The organism is Nostoc sp. PCC 7524 (assembly GCF_000316645.1).
GTDB lineage: Bacteria > Cyanobacteriota > Cyanobacteriia > Cyanobacteriales > Nostocaceae > Trichormus.
Genome location: NC_019684.1, coordinates 5828907 through 5849291 on the forward strand (window position 1 = coordinate 5828907; position 20385 = coordinate 5849291).

The following is a 20385-nucleotide window of genomic DNA, read 5'->3' on the forward strand; positions in this document are numbered from 1 at the left end:
GTTCTCAACCAAAATTATGACTTTACCCAACTGGATAACTTTTTCTCGCCTTCTGGGTGTGCCATTTCTGCTGTATGGATTGTACAATCCGACAGCACAAGCTAGGTGGATTTGTTTGGCAATTTTTCTAGTGGCGGCGCTGACGGATTGGTTAGATGGCTATTTAGCAAGAAAACTTAACCAAATTAGCGATTTGGGTAAGTTTCTTGATCCTTTAGTAGATAAATTTTTAGTATTAGCACCGTTGCTGGTTTTAGTGGAGTTGGGAAAAATCCCGGCTTGGGGAGTGTTTTTGATTTTAGCGCGAGAATTAGCGATCGCGGGTTGGCGAGTCAACCAAACGACGATTACCGGGGCGAACATTTGGGGTAAACTCAAAACTGTTAGCCAGATTATTGCGATCGCCTTGCTCATTGCACCCTTATCAGCAGAGTGGGAAATACCATCTCTCATTGCCTTTTGGCTGGCTGTTGGTTTGACGTTAATCTCTGGAGGAATTTATCTTTGGCCTCAATCTTCAGAGAGTAATTAACATTCTCAAATAATTATCTATTTTCATAGTTTTGTTGTAACCAGCTTTGGTAAGCGCCTGAACGCACTTGATTTACCCAATGTGAGTTATGCAAATACCATTGCACCGTTTTTCGCAACCCGCTATCAAAGTTTTCTTGAGGTTGCCAACCTAATTCCTGCCTGATTTTACTACAATCAATTGCATAGCGACGGTCATGACCAGGACGGTCTTTTACAAACGTTATCAAAGAAGAGTAAGAAAAATTAGATCGAGGCACTAATTCATCGAGAATTGCACAAATTGTTTTGACAACTGTCAGATTATTTTGTTCATTCAGTCCCCCAATATTATAAATTTCGCCAAGTTTACCTTGTTGTAAAACTAAAGAAATAGCTTGGCAGTGGTCGATGACATATAGCCAGTCTCGGATATTTTGCCCATCTCCATATATAGGTAAAGGTTTACTATCTAAAGCATTGAGAATAGTTAAAGGAATCAGCTTTTCAGGAAACTGAAGAGGCCCGTAATTATTAGAGCAATTTGTGGTTAAAGTTGGTAATCCATAGGTGTGATAATAGGCTCGCACAAAATGATCAGATGCAGCTTTAGACGCTGCATAGGGACTATTAGGTGCATAGGGAGTATCTTCTCTAAAAGCTGGATCTTGGGGATTCAGTGAGCCGTATACTTCATCTGTAGATATGTGTAGAAACCGAAACAGTTTTTGTTTTGCAGAGGAAAGCTTTTGCCAATAAAATCTACAGGATTCTAATAACTGAAAAGTTCCTAATACATTAGTATTAATAAAGTCTTGCGGACTCAAAATTGAACGGTCTACGTGACTTTCAGCCGCAAAATTGATAATAGCATCAGGTTGATACTGTTCTAATAAATAACTGACTAACTCAAAATTACCAATATCTCCTTGTACAAAATGATAGTTTTTATCCGTTTGCAGTTCTGCTAAATTTCCTAAATTACTGGCATAAGTTAGTTTATCTAAGTTAACTATATTAGCCCATTGAGATTGTCGAGCCAGGAGAATAAAATTAGCACCGATAAATCCGGCTCCTCCTGTTACCAATAGCGTTGGCATATTTTCTGAAAAAATAAATTGAGTGTATTTTGATTTGTACCAGAATTTTGCTGTTGTTTGTTAACTTAAAGTTAGTCGGTTAGGACTCCCCATATGTATCAAACAGATCCTCCTCATCCCGCCAAAGTAGCCCTACCTACAATGTATGATCTTCCCAGTGAATACCCGGAGGAACCCGGTTTGCCTGATCAATTTCACATTTGGCAACCTCGTCTGCTAGAAGATACGTTTTCTCCCCCCAACTATCCAGCAGAGCAAGTTTTTGTTGCCACTGACTTAAATCTGTATTATGACACCCATCATCCACTGTGGTATAAACGTCCTGATTGGTTTGCAGTGGTGGGAGTTTCTCGTCTCTATGAACAACGAGAATTACGTTTAAGTTACGTAATCTGGCAGGAAGGAGTTGCGCCTTTTGTGGTAGTGGAATTACTATCTCCGGGGACAGAAAAAGAAGATTTGGGACAAACTCTCAGGGAAATTAGCCAACCGCCAACTAAATGGGAAGTATATGAACGGATTTTACGTGTTCCTTACTATATAATTTTTGACCGCTATACTGATCAACTACAAGCTTTTCAATTAGTGGCAGACCGTTATAGCAAAATTGAATTGACTACACCTCAAATTTGGATGCCAAGTTTAGAGTTAGGATTAGGACTTTGGCAAGGTACTTACCAAGGAATCGAACGCTTGTGGCTACGCTGGTACGATGCAAATGGAAATTGGCTTCCCACCCCCACAGAACAGGAAAGCCAACGAGCTGAAAGATTAGCCGCAAAGTTAAAAGAGTTAGGAATTGATCCGAATCAGGTGTAGGGCTGGGGATTGGGGACTGGGGACTGGGGACTGGGGATTGGGGACTGGGGACTGGGGACTGGGGACTGGGGACTGGGTAAAAATTCTCCCTTGTCTCCCTGCTCCTCTGCTCCCCTGCTCCTGTATTCAAGAGTTCTTCCTAACCCCTAGCCTCTAGCCCCTAGCCTCTAGCTAGCTTGTAAAATCTCCTCATCTACAGAGAAATCTATTTCGGTTTTATCTCTTCCGGTGGCTAAATAATCTTTTTCAAAAGAGTCAGCTAACCCAGAAATTAAATCGTATTGGGGTTGCCAATTTAATTGGGTTTGGGCTTTATCGACTGAAGCGAAGAAATGCTGGACTCGCATGGGAAAAGCTTTGCGTTTGCCAAAATCAAACTTTTTCGGGTCGTAATGCACAATTTTAATGGCATCGGGTGATTTACCTGCGGCTTGAGCGCAAGCACGGGCTAAACCATCAAAAGTGACAAAGCGATCGCCTGATATATTATAAATCTGTCCAATCGCTTGTTTATTGCCAATCACCTGAGACATGGCTGTAGCTAAGTCTTGTACATGACCTAGTTGGGTAATATGTAAGCCATTACCAGGAATAGGAATCGGGCGATCGCGTACAATTCTGTCAAAGAACCAACTTTCTAAATCGTTATAGTTCATCGGCCCGTAAATATAGGTGGGACGAATGGAAGTGAAGGGTAATCCTTGCTGTTGCAAGTAGGCTTCAGTTTCGTGTTTACCCTTATGGCGGCTTTTTGGATCTACTGTATCTCCTTCTACATGGGGCAATTGGTCAGATTTGAGATAAACCCCCGCAGAACTCATATAGATAAAATGTTGTACCCGACCTTGAAAAATTTCTGCTAATGGCTGGGTATCAGACAATTCTCGACCATTATTATCAAAAATTACATCAAAATTTTCTTGTAATAATTTTTCCTTCAGCTGTGTAGGATCAGTGCGATCGCCTATAATTTGTCCTACTCCCTGCAAGTTAGGTAGGGGGCGATTACCACGATTAAACAAAACTACCTCATGCCCTTGTTCTACCAAAATCTGAGTTAAGTAGACACCTATGAATCTAGTGCCACCCATGATCAAAATTCGCATAAATTCCCAACTCCTATGTCTTTTTTAGGCACTGGGGACTGGGAAAGAGTTTTCCCAATACCTAATACCCAATCCCCAATCCCCAGTACCCAATACCCTTGAGGTTATCAGGTTGCTGTATCTCTGTGGAACCTCTACTAAAAGAAATACGTCCTAAGTTTTCATCTAGAGCAGTTCCCACATCTTGTTCGCCAAGGGAAACTTTGCAGTTAACCTCACACTTTGCTTAACTGATTTTCTATCTCTTTAAAGTTAGCTGTGCCTTTGAAATATGCTCTTGTTCATGAGTGGCTGACCCCAAAAGCCACAGGTGGTTCAGAACTCGTGGTGCGGGAAATTCTGAATCATATCGATGCCGATTTATACGCCCTGATTGATTTTGAATCTAGCAATCCTGACAGTTACTTATACCAACGTCAAATCGGCAAGACTTTTCTTCAGTATTTTCCCCTAGCTCGTAATGGTATTCAGAAATACTTACCTTTTTTACCTTTGGCAATTGAACAACTGGATTTGCGGAAGTATGACATAATTTTGTCCTCATCTCATGCAGTCGCTAAAGGAGTTATCACTACTGGTGACCAATTGCATATTTGCTACTGTCACAGTCCTATGCGCTATGCCTGGGACTTAACCTTTGATTATCTCCGCCACAGCAAACTGGGGAATGGTGTAGCAGGATGGTTAACTCGGTACTTACTACATTGTTTACGCCAATGGGATGTATTAAGTGCTAATCGGGTTGACTACTTCATTGCCAACTCACACCATACCGCCCGGCGCATTTGGCGTTGCTATCGGCGCGAAGCAACCGTGATTTATCCCCCAGTCAATGTTGAGGCATTTCCGTTTTTGCCTTACAAAGAGGATTTTTATCTTACGGTTTCCCGGTTAGTGAGTTATAAACAAGTATCTCTAATTGTTAAAGCTTTTAATCAATTGCAGCGGCCGTTGGTGATCATTGGTACAGGTTCGGAAATGAAAAAAATTCGGGAATTAGCGAACTCTAATATCCAAATACTGGGGTGGCAACCTGATGATATCGTAAAAAAATATATGGCTAGAGCCAAGGCATTTGTGTATGGTGCTTGCGAAGATTTTGGGATTGCCTTAGTCGAAGCGCAAGCTTGCGGTACTCCAGTGATTGCCTACGGTGCAGGGGGAGCTTTAGAAACTGTGCGGGATGTACGTACCTACAAAGACACAGGAACGGGTATATTCTTTAAGATGCAAACTCAAGAGGCTTTGGTGGAGGCAGTAGAAAAATTTGAAATCTATCACGATGCGCTCAATCCTGAGTATATGCGATCGCACGCCGCCCAGTTTTCACCGCAAATTTTTGCCGAACGCTACCTAGATTTTATTGATCAGTGCCACAACAACAGGCACTCTGGGAAATAATAACCAGAATTTTGTGAATTGTTTTGTATGCTTTTGGCAATTTTCCCCCAGAAGCACCTCCTTTTAGCTTTAAGATTGGGACTATGTGTGGTGTGGATTATTAAGGAGTATGATGACTGCCCAGAGCTCACTCCTCTCCGGCAAGCGACGCTCAAGGACAGATGCTAGTTCGTCTATGCGTTCTGTTATTAAGCGTGGTCAAAAAACAAAGACACCGAAAATCAAACCTCAAGGTTTGTCTTGGCCAAAATTAAACGGAGAGTTTGGTAAAAGAGTTTTCGATATTGTATTTTCGCTGTCGGTTTTGATTCTGTTCTCTCCTGTCTACTTAATTTTGGCCTTAATGATTGCTTTAAGCTCGGAAGGCCCGATTTTTTATGTCCAAGAAAGAATAGGGAAGAACTACAAGCCTTTTAATTGTATTAAATTCCGGACAATGGTCAGCAATGCGGACGAAGTCCTTGTCCAAATTATGGAAACATCGCCCCATTTGCGACAGGAATTTGAAAACAGTTTTAAGCTCAAACAAGACCCCAGAATTACCAAAATCGGTCAATTCTTGCGAATTACTAGCTTGGACGAATTTCCTCAATTCTGGAACGTTTTAAAAGGGGATATGAGTGTTGTTGGACCACGCCCCCTAGTCGCAGAAGAACTACCGAAATATGGTATACACATTGATCAGGTTTTAACGATCCGACCAGGCATTACCGGATTATGGCAAGTATCTGGGCGTAATGACATTCCTTATCCACGTAGAGTCCAAATAGACTTGCACTATGTCAAATTTAGAACATTTTGGTTGGACTTATGGATCATATTAAAAACAATTGATGTGGTGATTTTTCCTAAAAATAACGGAGCATACTGAAACAAAAACTTGAGTTTTTTTGTTAGGGGGCAGTGAATGCCCCTAGGGACTTCCAGATAAAAAAATATCCAAAATGTAGGGTGTGTCAGTGTGAGAAAACCTAGCTGTACCAAGAAATTATTCATACTGATGCACCCTACTAACCGTCAATTGGGAATAATTTATTTTTTGGTGTTCCCCTAATAGTCATATACGTAGATCCAGGATTAATTTTTAACGATGCTTTCTGAGTGCTATTAGCGGTAGCGGGGGGTTGAGCAGTATACAGAATGCTTTTTCATTAAGGAATTTTTTATACTTTATTAATTTAGGCTTAACAAATTTGCTAAATATATAAATTTTTTGCGAAGAAGAGCTTCAGTAAAATCCCTAGATAGCTTTATTACAGCCGCTTCAGCCTCAGTTTCTCAATAACAATTTAGTTTTTATTCAGTATATTTATTTACGATAGAATCCTGGCAGACTTTAAAACTCGTAGGTTTCCCATTAGGCAATTTAGCGATTAACTGCTAGGTTGTATAAATTAACCCGCATATATTTTCATTACGGACAAAAGGACTAAGCAAGCATGACGCAAAACAAGCGTGCGTTGATTACTGGTATTACTGGTCAAGATGGTTCATACTTGAGTGAATTTTTACTAGAGCAAGGTTATGAGGTTCATGGTATAATTCGCCGGACTTCTACCTTTAATACTGACCGTATCGATCATATTTATGAAGACCCCCACAAAGAAGGCGTACGGTTGTTTCTGCACTACGGCGACTTGACCGATGGTACAACCCTGCGACGGATTTTAGAGGAAGTCCAACCTACAGAAATTTATAATCTAGGCGCTCAATCCCATGTGCGGGTAAGCTTTGATTCACCTGAATATACAGTGGATGCAGTGGGAATGGGAACACTGCGGTTGCTAGAAGCCATCCGCGACTATCAGCGACGCACTGGGATTCAGGTGCGATTTTATCAAGCTGGTTCTTCAGAAATGTATGGTTTGGTACAAGCTGTACCCCAAAGTGAAACAACACCGTTTTATCCCCGTAGTCCCTACGCCTGTGCCAAAGTTTACGCCCACTGGCAAACTGTAAATTACCGTGAGTCCTACGGGATGTTTGCTTGTAATGGCATACTTTTTAACCACGAATCACCCCGTCGTGGTGAAACCTTTGTCACCCGCAAAATTACTAGAGCTGTTGCCCGCATTGTTACTGGTAAGCAGAAAAAAATCTATATGGGTAATTTGGATGCTAAAAGAGATTGGGGCTACGCTAAAGATTATGTCCGGGCAATGTGGCTGATGTTGCAACAGGATCAACCAGATGATTATGTGATTGCCACAGGTGAAACCCACTCAGTACGTGAGTTTTTGGAGTTGGCGTTTAGTCATGTGAATCTCAATTGGCAAGATTATGTAGAGTTCGATGAGCGTTATCTGCGCCCAGCAGAAGTAGATTTATTAATTGGCGACCCAACTAAAGCCCAGCAAAAGTTAGGCTGGAAACCTTCAGTCACTTTTAAAGAGTTAGTGTCTTTGATGGTAGAAGCAGACTTACAAGTATTAGGTCATAAATCAGGCAACGGTAATGGTTCACTCCTGCCCCACGACCTTGCTACTATTCGTCAAGAACTGGGTGCTGTCCACTTCTGATTAATTCTTGTCAAGGATAAATATATGACCGCCTTAGAACTCAAAAATAAACGAATTCTCGTCACTGGTGGGGCGGGGTTTCTAGGTCGTCAGGTAATAAGTCAGCTTTGTCAGGCTGGGGCTGATCCAGCCAAGATTACCATACCGCGATCGCGCGAATTGGATTTACGTGTTTGGGAAAACTGCCAACGTGCAGTAGATCAACAAGATATCGTTATCCACTTAGCAGCTCATGTTGGCGGTATTGGTCTGAACCGTGAAAAACCGGCGGAGTTATTCTACGATAACTTGATGATGGGGACTCAACTAATTCATGCTGCCCATCAATCAAGTGTAGAAAAATTCGTCTGTGTGGGTACAATCTGCGCTTATCCGAAGTTTACTCCCGTACCATTCAAAGAAGATGACCTGTGGAATGGTTATCCAGAAGAAACTAACGCCCCATACGGAGTTGCTAAAAAAGCTCTTTTAGTTCAATTACAATCTTATCGTCAGCAGTACGGCTTTAATGGCATTTACTTGCTGCCAGTAAATTTATATGGACCAGAAGATAACTTTGATCCTGGGAGTTCCCACGTTATCCCGGCGTTAATTCGTAAAGTTCATGAAGCTCAAATTAACCAAGACAAGGAACTACCAGTTTGGGGTGATGGTAGTCCTACCCGTGAGTTTCTGTATTCAGAAGATGCTGCACGGGGCATTGTTATGGGAACTCAATTCTACAACGACTCCGAACCAGTGAACCTGGGAACGGGTTATGAAATCTCCATCCGCGATTTAGTAACTCTGATTTGCGAACTGATGGAATTTGACGGTGAGATTGTTTGGCAAACTGATCAACCCAATGGTCAACCCCGTCGTTGTTTAGATACTGAGCGAGCTAAGACTGCTTTTAATTTTACTGCTCAGGTAGAGTTTAAGCAGGGACTCAAGAATACTATTGATTGGTATCGTCAAAACGCTGCTTAGGATATGGGGAATTAGAGGGATGAGGAAGATGAGGAGGATGAGGGAGAAAATTAAGAATTGATTTCCCCTTCTCCTTTTCCTACTCTCTAGTCCCTACTCCTAATAAGTACAAAAATCAACGATATTATTAGTTGACGCTCTCAACTCATCTTCATGGCAACAGTTGACTGTCAACTTAATAAGGTAAAATTACGCCGGACTCTTTTAAAAACTCGCCAGTCAATGTCTGTGGAAGAATGGCGAGAAAAAAGCGATCGCATCTGTCATCTATTACAAAATTCTCTGATTTTTCAGCAAGCTAAGACTATACTTGCTTATTTTAGTTTTCGCCAAGAACCTGATATTAGCTGCCTATTTGCAGATACTACATACCGTTGGGGATTTCCTCGCTGCATTGATCAATCCCTGCACTGGCATATTTGGCAAACTGGGGAATCTTTACATATTAATGACTATGGGATTCAAGAACCCCATCATCAAGCACCAACTATTCATCCAGAAGAAGTTGATTTAATTCTCATCCCCAGCGTAGCTTGCGATCGCTGTGGATATCGTCTAGGTTATGGTGGCGGTTATTATGATCGTCTGCTCAGTTCGACTGCATGGGCAGATAAGCCAACCATCGGTATTGTTTTTGACTCTGCTTATTTACACCAACTGCCTATTCAACCGTGGGATAAACCTTTAGCTGCGGTTGCTACGGAAACTAAATTTTACAGCATATGATGAAATTAAAATTTAAAAATACCCTGACGCAAACAGTAATGATGTACTGTTTACTGGGAGCGATCGCTATCATCACGCTTTTCCCATTACTTTGGCTGATTAGCACAGCTTTAAAATCGCCCACAGAAAATATTTTGCAGTCGCCACCGCAGTTATTACCGAGTCAACCTACAATAGACAACTTCTCTAAAGTTTGGCAATCTTTACCGTTTGGGCAGTACCTCTATAACAGTACCTTGGTAGCAGTGCTGACTGTTGGTTTAAATCTGCTGTTCTGCTCCTTAGCGGCTTACCCCTTAGCTAGACTATCATTTCCAGGTAGGAATAGCATTTTTATTGCGATCGTGTCTACAATTATGATTCCTTTCCAAATTGTGATGATCCCCCTGTATATTTTGACAGTACAGTTAGGGTTAAGAAATACTTACTTAGGAATGATTTTCCCTAGCTTGGCATCTGCTTTTGGTATCTTTCTGTTAAGACAAGCTTTTATGGGTGTTCCTAAAGAAATAGAAGAAGCCGCCCGTATGGATGGTAGCTCAGAATTGGGTTTATGGTGGCATATTATGTTACCAGCCGTCAGACCAGCACTGGTAACTCTGGCTATTTTTGTATTTATCGGCTCTTGGAGTGACTTTCTTTGGCCTTTGATTGTCATTCAAGACGAAAACTTATATACCCTGCCCTTGGGAGTAGCCAAATTAGCAGGGACATTTTCTCTAGACTGGCGTTTAGTCGCTGCTGGTTCAGTGATTGCGATCGCACCTGTATTAATTTTATTTTTAGTTTTGCAGCGTTACATCGTAGCAACAGATACTGGTAGTGGGGTTAAGGGTTAGGATTGGGGATTGGGGATTGGGAAAACTTCTGATCTTCCTTATCTTCCCCTACACCCTTACACCCTTACACCCCTAACTACGAAATCAACGGTATATGGTTCATCCAAGGACTGCTGAGTGCTGGCTTTAATCGCATTTAGATAGCGATGGAGAATTTGTAATTGTGAGAAATTAGGACGATAAGTGAGATTGCCTTGTTTTTCAAATAGTGGTGCGGAGGCGATCGCTTGATAATCTAAATTAGCCTGAGAGTTTTGTGTCAGCCAGGTAGATTCGGGGGTTGCAGGAATCAAACCCGGAGGTAATTCCCCTTCTAAAAAGGCTAAAAGTCTTTGCTGACAAATACTGGTATTGATACCTCGTGCTTCAAATAGTTGCAGAACTTCGCCAAAGGCTAGGGTACGGTTTGGCAATAACCGCAGCAATTCTGTAAACAGAAAATAATCAGTGTATTGATGGCGAGATTCTTCTAAAACTTGGGGATGTAAAGGTAGTAATGCCAAACCATAAGCTACTCGACTACAGTTAGGCGCACCATTTTCACCCATGTAAGCATCCTGAATAATTTTGGCATTGGGGAGTTTCTGCCGTAGCCAACGGTTAACAACGCCCAAAGTTGCCACCCCACCAGTCAAAATTGCTTGATTAATCGCTTCTGTGGGGATACCACGCGCTACTAATAACTTGTTCAGTTCGCGATTGAGGCGACGGACAAACGGCACAAACACTTGACTTTCTAAATCTCGTCGCTGTAAAGTCCAGCATTGATCGGCTAATTCAAAGCTAAACGCATCTTGGTGTTGCAAAATCAGCTTCAAGGCTAAGGCTGCATCTAGTAGCGCCTGTCCAATTAAGGAGCTTTCTAATCGTTGCTGGAGACAAATCCGAGTCTGGATATCAGGTTCTCCGACGCGAGGTAACTCGAATTCATCTAATCCTAAACTCTGCCACTGAATCTGATCTAAACCTGTAAAAGCTGATTGCCATGGCCAAGGGTTACTACTAATTTTTTGACTATCTTCTGAGTTTTCCCAACGAGATTTGCGGTATTTGGGCGGTAAAAGTAACTGACAGATAATATCTTGCTCAATCCCCTTACTGGCATAAGCAAAACTGTGGAGCATGAAATGATTGTGGGTGAGTTGTTGCAGGCTATCTGGCACATCCAGTAGCCCCATTTCTGTGGCAGTTGCTCCCAGATTGATCACCAGGGTATTGCCTAGCAAGGAATGATCATTGATTTTGGCAGGAATTAAACCCTGGTAAGTGCTAAATTGTACTTTTTCACTGTTAGCACCATCTAGGATACTCAGTAAACTAGCGATCGCTTCCTCTACAAAAAATACTTGTTGGGGATGTTGGGCTAGTTTACTTGTCAGTAAAGCCTCCCGCACATTGAAACGATATTGTTCTGACCAACTAGAGGGACAGTTACAAATTACACCAGCAACGTTATTGATAATTTGGTGAAAGCTGTGTTCATCTAAACCAATAGCTGTAGCAATTAATCCTTGAGTGGTACTATGGCGGTCGGCTTTGAGAGTTAACAGTAATTTTGAAAGCGATCGCACCACCCAAATTAAAGGCCCGGCAGAAAACTGATTAAATTGCAGTACAGGCTCCCATTTTTGTTGTTCATTTTTATAGGGAATAGCTACCTGTAAATATGGTTTCAACTGTGCTGAACACGGATGATTCTTCGGATAAGCCGCTTGTGCTGGTGTTTTTGTGCTTTCAGTCTCTCCAGATGATGCAGACGTTGTAGGTAAATAAACCTCTGCGGGTAGACGAAAGGATTGCTGAAAGGAATGGCTGCCTGATTGGTGTTCTGCTGACCAGCAAATGGGATAAACAACACCCGTGGCGCGATTTAACAAGGTTGCAGAAATTCCTGTGGTACCCAAATCAATCCCTAAATACCAAACTGAGTCCAGAGTATCAGGCGCAACTTCTCCATTGTTGATCGTACTTCCAGAGGTGACTACAGAAGCTTCTGGAGTCGCAATTGTGGCTTCCTTTTTTTTTTCAGTCGTGGGACTAAAATCCAGGGCAGTTTCTGTCTGTGGTAAAGAAATAGGGTTTGCCGGTGAAACTTCTGGAGCGGAAACAGCAGGATTATATGTGCCGTCTACTACTTCTGGATGAAGATTTTGTTGGCGATTGCTCACCCAAAAATCAGCACTATCTAACCCAATTAAAGGTTGTGATTGTACCTGATGCTCATCAAGTTGGGCTAAATCCTGATGCAATTTGAGCCACTGCTCTTCATTGAGAGAAATTTCTGGCAGATCAGCTAAATAAGTTACTTCTGGTGACAGCAAATTCTCTTGGGGTGAAGCCGGAATAAATTCCTCGACAAAATGTTGTGGCTGTTCGTCTTGTTCTTGGTAAGTGGCTACTGATGGTTTTGGTTCAATAGTAACTACGGTCGATTTTTTGGCATCCTCTACAGGAGAATCTAGTACCGAGAATTGTTCTTGATGTGCTGCAAAATCTACATCTGCCAATAAATCTGTTAACGATGTGATTATATCTTCACTATTGGGCTGTATAGGGTTAATTTCTGTGAGTGGTACATTTGCCAACTCTACGGATGCGGGTTGAGTCGTTTCCTCAAAGAATAATGATTCTAGGGGTTGTATGGGCGGATCTGGTATCCCTGGTGAATCAAGGTGATCAAAAATATCTGCATCTGACTGGTCAAACCAAGCATCTGGCATCATTGCCGCAGTATCTGCTTCTGCTAGAGGATTGGTAGGAGGTAGAGGATCAGTAGGATTCAACTCAGGTAAATCCTTTGTAATAGACTCTGGGTTTAGCTCCAGACTGACATCACTGAAATTATGATCACCAAATAAGCTGGCATAGATCAGGTCAACTTCGTCATCACCATCTTCACCAATTAATTCCACAGCATCCTGGGATAATGTGGTCGGGTTTGACAAGTTCTGAGCCACAAACGGTTCATCAGCACCCAGCAGCAACAACATTTCATCCAATTCATCGGTTGCTATGTCAAAGCTGTCTTCTAAGATGCGTTCACCTTCTTCGGTGGGGCGTAGCCCATCGCCTTCCTCGAAACTTGCCTCATCGCTCATCAACGACAATTCTATAGATGCTGATTCCTCAATCGCTGTATCGAAGCTGTCTTCTAAGATGCGTTCACCTTCGGTGGGGCGTAGCCCATCGCCTTCGGTGGGGCGTAGCCCATCGCCTTCGGTGGGGCGTTGGCGAAGCCTCTCTCCGAGAAGCCCATCGCTCACCAACGGCAATTCTACTGTTTCTAGATTGATATCCTCTGTAGATAGAGACTCCAACTCTATAGATAAAGGACTAGCTGCTGATTGTGGCTCTTGAGTAATGGTACTGGCTGGCTTAGAACATGATAGTACGGTAGCTAGAGTCGGATTTGCGCCCTCAACTTTAGATGGCTGAAAACTGGATAACTGTTGCGTTAAATTATTCAGTAAATTTGCCACCAACTGTTCACCTTGCAATCCCGTACTGTGCATTCTTGCCAATGCTTGAGCTAAGGACTCATGATAAGTATTGATATTGCGCTGTAAGGCATCAAATACAACATTAACAGTGCCATCTAGAGATAACAATTTTTGATCTAACTCTTGAGTTATGTGTGCTAACTGCTCTGTTTGGGGTGATGGTTCCCAGAAGGTTTGCTGGTGTGGCGGCGTAAGTTCTATACTTGTTTGACTATTGTCCTGAGTATAATTACGCTCATCAACGGTTGTCTCAGCTATCTGGGATTTTAAAGTCGGTACTAGGCGACTCATCAGCACCTGTAAAAATTCAGTAATAATCTGCTCTTGGTTCGCCAGTTGCTGACTTAAGGAATAATTATGTAATCGCTTTTGCTCTAGCTGTCTAATTTCTTGTTCCAGAATGGTTCGCTCTTGCAAAAGTGCGGTAATTTCCCCTTTTAATGGCTGAATAAAAGTAGATAATTCGGTTTTTAATTGCTCGGCGATCGCATGAGTCTGTTCTTCTTGACTGGGAACTAGAGGTGTAACAGGCTGATTCTGAGCCTGATCAACAAACTTCAGCAATAGAGGCGATTTATGACCATAACCCACAGATGGCTGTGGTTCAAGATGTTCTGATGTCTCAGCTTCTTGTAAATTCATCAAAAAATGGCGAATTCGCTCTAAAACCTCTTTCGGCTCTGGCGCTTGACTAGAAAAAAGCCTAGACAAACGCTTACCACTGTTGTTTAGTAAGTTGTCAATATCTGCAATTAGGTTTTGAATTTCATTATTAGGGGAAGTCACTTTAAATTACCTGATCTAGAATTTTAGGTTAACTGAATGTGTAAATTAATTTACAATTATTTAAGTAACAAGGATAACTTAGTGCAATTGTTGTATGGATGAATAAAAGTGGTAGCTTGCCGTGAAGTTGTAGCAGGTATCACCTATGAACAACTATTTTGGGGTGATTAGCCCTCCTAAACTCTGGGATTGCCAGTATTCAGATAGTGTACAAGGGGATGTTACAGCCTCTAGGACTTCATAGTATAAAAACACAAAAAAATCCAAATCGCCAAGCCAGTTGTATAGCTGATGGATAATCGGGATAGTAAGGTAGCATTTGTTTTACTCACCTCCTGATGACAATGAAGGGTAAAAATTTTTTAGCAAAAATTAACTACTTTGAGTATCATTATTGTTGATTAACTATATTTTTGGAGTATTCATTTTTTCTGGGAGCTAGTCTGAACGCAATTTCACATCAAAGTTAAACATTGTCTAGAAAAAAGTTCTGATCACTTGCCTGTGTAACATAATTAATTTGCTTTTAAGAAATTGTACTTTTATCGCTTAGGCTGAATTTAACGCTCTTGTTTGCTTTATATACCTGCTTTGATAAAAAATCTCGTAATGGAAGACCGATATAACTTACAGGCAAACACTAACCCCTGGATAATCTCGGCTCCCTTTTTTCAAGGTTTACCAGAAACCTCTGTAGAAATAGCCCTCAACCACCTTGTAACTCGTACACATCCAGCTAATCAAGTAATTTTACTAGAAAATGACTGGGGTGGTTCTGTATACTTTATAGTTGAAGGCTGGGTAAAAATTCGTACTTACAATTTAGAAGGTAAAGAAGTAACACTGAATATTCTGGGTAAAGGAGAATTATTTGGTGAAATGGCAGCTTTAGATGAAGTCCCCCGTTCTACAGATGTCATTACTCTTACTACTACAATGATTGGTAGTATGCCATCCCAAGATTTTGTCAAGTTACTGCATACAGAACCTTTGGCGGGGGTTCACTTATCTCAACTGATGGCTCGACGCTTACGGCAAGTCAATCGAAGGTTGCGGCTACGGGAATCTGATAGTCAGTCAAGGGTAGCAGATACACTATTATTTTTGGCAGAAGGCCAAGGAAAACGGGGACAGACAGGAACCGAAATTCCTAACTTACCTCACCGGGAACTGAGTAGTTTGAGTGGATTAGCACGAGAAACAGTGACGAGAGTATTGACAAGATTTGAAAAAAAAGGCTTGATTAAGCGAGATCAGGATAATATTTGTATTCCCGATTTGTCAGCCTTAGAAAAAATGATAGTTTAACAACTTTTTCCCGATGAGTATTCTCAATTCTCTGCCAGATGAGCCAGAGGAAAATTCATCCCCTGAATCTCACAACTCACTAAATCAAGATTTAGATCAGCAAGAACAGCTCAAGCAGCCTCAATTAAAGGTAGATGCACCCTTGAGAATGGTAGAAACTGCATTTTTAGCAAGTGCTGCCAGTCTAATTTGGTTCATTAATTTTTACTTTCCCTTGGGGCCAGTATTGCGGATATTTTTCCCTGTACCCATTGCTTTAGTTTATCTGCGTTGGGGCAAACGAGCCTCATGGATGGCGGCTGTTACCTCTGGCTTACTGCTATCAGTTTTGATGGGGCCAGTTCGTAGTCTGTTATTCGTTATGCCCTTTGCGTTTATGGGTGTGCTATTGGGTGCAACATGGTATCGTCGTGTGCCTTGGCTTGTTTCTATTACTCTAGGAACTGTATTAGGCACTTTAGGTGTATTTTTTCGCCTGTGGTTGCTATCTATCTTGTCAGGTGAAGATTTATGGATTTATGTAATTAACCAAGTCACAGAACTGACAGAGTGGATATTTCTGAGGTTAGGACTATTAGCTACCCCTAGTGTATTTGTAATTCAAATAGGGGCGATCGCCTTAATTGTCATCAATAATTTTATCTACCTGTTTATAGTACATTTAGCTGCATGGCTATTGTTAGACCGTTTGGGAAATCCCATACCCCGTCCACCAAATTGGGTGCAAGTGTTGATGGATTATTAATCAGGTGGGAGTGGGGAGTTGTCCAGAAAACCCTGGTTTTAGGGTATCGGGGTCGTATATATGGTTCGTATTTATACACAAGCAGAGCAAGGAGAAGCATGGCTACGGCGTTATCGTGGTGATGTGCCTTTGTTTGTCTGTGTTTTAGGTTTTACCGAAACTGGTTTGATTCCAGGAATTTCAGCAGCTGGTTGCACTCCAGAGGATCGAAAATATACTGCTTGTGCTGATGCAGAATTTTTATACTATGGTGCCAAACATCAGCCTCAATATCCTTTACCACCACTGGCGGCGGGAGCATCCCCTGTACTAATATCTCGCGCTGTGGTGGAAGCATTTAACATACCTGTTTATTTATTTAATGCTGGACTACCTCAACCCCCAGCTGCGCCTATTATTGATTTGGGGGGTTTTCCGGCGAAGTGTTTAAGCACAGGCGCAGCAATGGCATTAACCAATGTCAATCATTTATTTAAGCAAGGATTGCTTTGGGGTGAACGCCTAGCGGCTAAATCTCAGACAGGTTATCTGATTTTAAGTGAATGTGTTGTTGGTGGTACTACTACTGCTTTAGGGATTTTAACTGGCTTGGGTATAGACGCGCTAGGAAAGGTCAACAGTAGTCACCCCATTTGTAATCACGAACAGAAGTGGCAAGTGGTGCAGGAAGGGTTGGAGAGGATGAAAAAGAGACACAAGGTAAAAGATCATTCTTCTCTCCCTATTGATCCTCTAGAACTAGCTGCGTCAGTAGGTGATCCCATGCAGGTAGTAGTGGCTGGAATGGCGATCGCAGCTAGTCGCCGTTGTGGTGTACTATTGGCTGGTGGTACGCAAATGCTAGCAGTTTATGCGCTCATGAATGCGATCGCACAGACTTACAGCTTATCTTGGCAACCAACAGCAGTAGCTGTCGGTACAACCCGTTGGGTAGCAGAAGATCCAACGGGTGATACTGTTAAACTTGCCCTGAGTTTAAATGAGCCAATCCCTACCCTATTAGCAACTGGACTGAGTTTTGCCGATTCTCGCTACTCCCAACTCCAAGCTTATGAACAAGGTTTTGTGAAAGAAGGCGTAGGTGCTGGTGCAGCTTGTATCGCCGCCCATCTTTGTCAAGATTGGCAGCAACATCAACTTTTGGCAGCCATTGAGAACCAGATTGAGCAACTTACCCAACTCCGTAGCTCATAGCAAAAATACCGGAATTTTTGATTCCGGCATTTTTTAGGAATATTGACTATTGACTATTGACTATGGATTATTGACTGCCACAACAAAAAATTTACGATAGCTGCGTAAGTCATTTTAATTAATGAATTCTCTCTTTGAGTAGTTGTTCTTCTAAAGCGGCAATACGATTGTATGCTGCCGTTAATTGCGCCGTCAGTCTTTGTATTTGAATTTCGGGTGATAAAGTTCTTTCTCCATCTTGGCGATTCATGTCTAGATAAATGCCATCTGTCAATATATCCTTATGTTCCAGTTCTGCACTGAAACTCATATTATGTCTTTTTAACTGAGAGTAACCAGTATCACGATTTTCCTGCAAATTATCCTTGGCTTCTGTTCTGGCTAAGGAGCATTCTGAAAAAGCTTGAGCGACTTTCAAGTCAAGCTGCTCTATGAACTGGTAGAGGGCATCCAGTTTATGACTCACAGTTAGGATCTGCTGTTGTAATGGCTCCATTTAATACCCTCGTCCGCACATTTTCTATATGTTATTCAATTTACTGGCAATGTTAAACATACTTATGAATTATTTAATGATTCAAATCTTCCGTTGGAATGCTACATACAGTGAATCATTTATAAATCTAATTCAATGATAACTAGAGCTATTACTCATGATTTTATTGAGATTAATTAACTTATATTGGTTAATGATGACAGATTTTTCCAGTTAATTAATACTGCTTTAGCCGCGAATGTGACCAATAACTGGATTTTAAAGCCATTAATCTTGTGATTTGAACTTTAATGTTGATTTTCAGTCTTTTGAAACTGAATTCGTAGACACAGAGGATAAACCACAAGGTACAGGGTATAGGAAAGAAGGGTTCTTTAGATGTACTGAGTTGTTTGAATCAAAAAGCGAAGCAGACTACTGTATCTGATAATTGCTAAAAACGGCAGGTGGTACATTGAATGACGGCTAGGTATGAGATAAGAGATATATTTGGAAAAATAGTAATTTTTTTACTGCTGAATAATAACTTATCTTTATATAACTTTATATCTTTATAGTTTTAAAGCAATGGATAGACGAGCTTTTTTAATCAGCGTGGGTGGATTGGCACTTTCACAACTGCTTGTTGGGTGTAATAACAGCAAACAAGCAAAACTTAACGTGCAATTGCTCAAAAGTTCTATACCTGCTCAAGTAGTTGATCAGTTTCGCCAAAATTTGCAGCAATCGGTGCAAGTCAAGTTTGCGCCAGTGGCACAGTTACAAGACATCTTTAAGCAATTACAAACTTGGCAGCAGCCGACAGCTAAAGAGGATCAAGGCTGGACTCGCCTCATTCCCTTTAGACAATCTCAATCATCTGCTGTAGCTAATTTGGTGACATTGGGAGATTACTGGCTCAAAACGGTAATTGAACAACGACTGATTCAACCACTAGAACCAGCACAATTAAAACAGTGGACTGAGTTGGATGCTAGATGGCAGCAATTGGTAAGGCGTAATGATCAAGGTTTCCCAGATCCCCAAGGAAAGGTTTGGGCTGCGCCTTATCGTTGGGGTAGTACAGTCATTGTTTATAACCAAGATAAGTTTAAAGACTTGGGATGGATGCCCCAAGATTGGAGTGATTTATGGCGAGAAGAGATGCGATCGCGTTTTTCTTTATTAGACCATCCCAGAGAAGTTATTGGTTTAGTTTTAAAGAAACTGGGCAAATCATATAACACCGAAAATTTAGATGCAGTTCCACAATTAGAGCAAGAACTACGAACATTAAACCAACAGGCTAAATTCTACAGTTCCAATACTTACCTGCAACCTCTGATTATTGGCGATACTTGGCTAGCAGTTGGTTGGTCAAATGATGTAGTACCAATTTTGAGTCGTTATCCCCAAATGAAGATGATTATTCCCCGTTCAGGAACAGCAATCTGGGCTGATTTGTGGGTAAGTCCAAAAGGTGCGAATCAAGATGATAATTTATCATCTCAATGGATTGATTTTTGTTGGCAGCCAAACATTGCCAAGCAAATTGTTGTGAGGACTAAAAGTAATTCACCAATTCCTACCAATATCGCCGATGATGATATTCAAGGGTCATTCGCTAGTTTGTTACTGAATAATCAGGAAGTCTTCGACAAGAGTGAATTTTTGCTGCCTCTACAGCTGACTACAGCCAAGCAGTACGAATCTTTATTTAATAACATTAAAGCTTAAATATGAGTCCTCTATTAATTTGGAGGTAAACCTAACTTGTTTTGGAAATTCATTTGAATATTGCAAGCAACTGCTTTAGGAGCAAAATTACAGGTATAGGTTGCCAACAGATCTTCTTGGTAGTTAAACACCCGCACGTTGTAATTGTCCTTCCTAGCTGTGTTACCCAAGCGATTTACAAAGTTGTAACGTTCTAGATAATCTAGTAAACTCCAGATTTGTTGATTAACTATTACATCTACTCTAGCTACTTCTTTCTCTGTAGCTGGGTATGCTATCCAGTTATCTAACAGCTTGTTCTCAGAAAGTGCTTGTGTCAGCCATAAACTAGGGATGGTCAATCCTTGTAACTTAATGGTGTTACCTGTGACTATAGATTGCTTTGGGTTAGTTAATAAACTGAGTTCCAAAGGTGCATCTGAGTGTTTTGGGATAGATGGTGTTTCAGCGATTGAGCTTGAAACTGGAAACAGAAAAATCGGGCTGAGAGTTATGGTTAATAATGATAATAATCTGTATCGGAGCATAACCAAACTTACTGTTTTGCAAAGTCAACTACCCACAATGTAACTGCTTTAGGTGAGTGTAGATATTTTAACAGGACTTACGCAAAGAAAGTTTTCGCTGGGCGGGGTATAAGGGTTTTGAACA

General features: G+C 41.4%; 17 protein-coding genes. 12 read left to right on the top strand and 5 right to left on the bottom strand.

Annotated elements, in window-relative coordinates; all coding sequences use genetic code 11:
* The first annotated feature begins 16 nt into the window (after nt 1-16).
* Entirely contained in the window at nt 17-532 is a 516-nt protein-coding gene (gene pgsA / locus NOS7524_RS23780) for a CDP-diacylglycerol--glycerol-3-phosphate 3-phosphatidyltransferase (RefSeq protein ID WP_015141028.1), read from the top strand.
* Between the two features lie 13 nt (nt 533-545).
* Here the strand turns inward: pgsA and rfbB are convergent, their stop codons facing one another.
* Complete coding sequence (rfbB, locus tag NOS7524_RS23785) at nt 546-1610, bottom strand: dTDP-glucose 4,6-dehydratase (RefSeq protein WP_015141029.1); 1065 nt, start codon at nt 1608-1610, stop codon at nt 546-548.
* A 93-nt stretch (nt 1611-1703) separates the two neighbouring features.
* Here rfbB and NOS7524_RS23790 point away from each other — a divergent pair, with 93 nt between their 5' ends.
* Entirely contained in the window at nt 1704-2429 is a 726-nt protein-coding gene (locus tag NOS7524_RS23790; protein ID WP_015141030.1) for a Uma2 family endonuclease, read from the top strand.
* A gap of 167 nt (nt 2430-2596) precedes the next feature.
* On the opposite strand, the gene NOS7524_RS23795 is transcribed toward NOS7524_RS23790, so the two are convergent.
* Nucleotides 2597-3535 (bottom strand): NAD-dependent epimerase/dehydratase family protein, encoded by a 939-nt coding sequence (locus NOS7524_RS23795; RefSeq protein WP_015141031.1) that lies wholly within the window; start codon nt 3533-3535, stop codon nt 2597-2599.
* Nucleotides 3536-3793: 258 nt separating this feature from the next.
* Between NOS7524_RS23795 and NOS7524_RS23800 the strand changes: the two genes are divergently transcribed.
* From NOS7524_RS23800 to NOS7524_RS23825, 6 genes are all read left to right on the top strand, one after another.
* Nucleotides 3794-4936, top strand: a complete 1143-nt coding sequence (locus NOS7524_RS23800) for a glycosyltransferase (protein WP_015141032.1) — start codon at nt 3794-3796, stop codon at nt 4934-4936.
* Nucleotides 4937-5048: 112 nt separating this feature from the next.
* Entirely contained in the window at nt 5049-5807 is a 759-nt protein-coding gene (locus tag NOS7524_RS23805; RefSeq protein WP_015141033.1) for a sugar transferase, read from the top strand.
* 568 nt (nt 5808-6375) lie between these two features.
* A complete protein-coding gene (gene gmd, locus NOS7524_RS23810; RefSeq protein WP_015141034.1) occupies nt 6376-7455 on the top strand; it encodes a GDP-mannose 4,6-dehydratase in 1080 nt (359 codons plus the stop codon).
* Nucleotides 7456-7479: 24 nt separating this feature from the next.
* Nucleotides 7480-8424: a GDP-L-fucose synthase family protein gene (locus NOS7524_RS23815; RefSeq protein WP_015141035.1), complete on the top strand. Its 945-nt coding sequence runs from the start codon at nt 7480-7482 to the stop codon at nt 8422-8424.
* Between the two features lie 153 nt (nt 8425-8577).
* Nucleotides 8578-9150 (top strand): 5-formyltetrahydrofolate cyclo-ligase, encoded by a 573-nt coding sequence (locus tag NOS7524_RS23820; RefSeq protein WP_015141036.1) that lies wholly within the window; start codon nt 8578-8580, stop codon nt 9148-9150.
* Nucleotides 9147-9989 carry a carbohydrate ABC transporter permease gene (locus NOS7524_RS23825; protein ID WP_015141037.1) on the top strand — a complete coding sequence of 281 codons (843 nt, stop codon included), beginning with the start codon at nt 9147-9149 and terminating at the stop codon, nt 9987-9989. Before NOS7524_RS23820 ends, NOS7524_RS23825 begins: the two co-directional genes overlap by 4 nt.
* A gap of 56 nt (nt 9990-10045) precedes the next feature.
* Here NOS7524_RS23825 and NOS7524_RS23830 read toward each other — a convergent pair whose 3' ends face one another.
* On the bottom strand, nt 10046-14275 hold the full coding sequence (locus NOS7524_RS23830) for a hypothetical protein (RefSeq protein ID WP_015141038.1): 4230 nt from the start codon (nt 14273-14275) through the stop codon (nt 10046-10048).
* Nucleotides 14276-14884: 609 nt separating this feature from the next.
* Here NOS7524_RS23830 and NOS7524_RS23835 point away from each other — a divergent pair.
* Genes NOS7524_RS23835 through cobT form a run of 3 tightly spaced genes read left to right on the top strand, consistent with a single transcriptional unit; the run spans nt 14885 to nt 17522 of the window.
* On the top strand, nt 14885-15583 hold the full coding sequence (locus NOS7524_RS23835) for a Crp/Fnr family transcriptional regulator (protein WP_015141039.1): 699 nt from the start codon (nt 14885-14887) through the stop codon (nt 15581-15583).
* Nucleotides 15584-15596: 13 nt separating this feature from the next.
* Nucleotides 15597-16328: a DUF2232 domain-containing protein gene (locus tag NOS7524_RS23840; RefSeq protein ID WP_015141040.1), complete on the top strand. Its 732-nt coding sequence runs from the start codon at nt 15597-15599 to the stop codon at nt 16326-16328.
* Between the two features lie 60 nt (nt 16329-16388).
* The gene (cobT, locus tag NOS7524_RS23845) at nt 16389-17522 is read left to right on the top strand and encodes a nicotinate mononucleotide-dependent phosphoribosyltransferase CobT (protein WP_015141041.1); all 1134 of its coding nucleotides are present in this window, start codon (nt 16389-16391) and stop codon (nt 17520-17522) included.
* A gap of 118 nt (nt 17523-17640) precedes the next feature.
* Here cobT and NOS7524_RS23850 read toward each other — a convergent pair whose 3' ends face one another.
* On the bottom strand, nt 17641-18018 hold the full coding sequence (locus NOS7524_RS23850) for a hypothetical protein (protein WP_015141042.1): 378 nt from the start codon (nt 18016-18018) through the stop codon (nt 17641-17643).
* Nucleotides 18019-18585: 567 nt separating this feature from the next.
* On the opposite strand from NOS7524_RS23850, the gene NOS7524_RS23855 reads away from it, so the two are divergent.
* The gene (locus NOS7524_RS23855; protein WP_015141043.1) at nt 18586-19734 is read left to right on the top strand and encodes an extracellular solute-binding protein; all 1149 of its coding nucleotides are present in this window, start codon (nt 18586-18588) and stop codon (nt 19732-19734) included.
* A 14-nt stretch (nt 19735-19748) separates the two neighbouring features.
* On the opposite strand, the gene NOS7524_RS23860 is transcribed toward NOS7524_RS23855, so the two are convergent.
* The gene (locus NOS7524_RS23860) at nt 19749-20261 is read right to left on the bottom strand and encodes a hypothetical protein (protein ID WP_015141044.1); all 513 of its coding nucleotides are present in this window, start codon (nt 20259-20261) and stop codon (nt 19749-19751) included.
* Nucleotides 20262-20385: the final 124 nt, after the last annotated feature.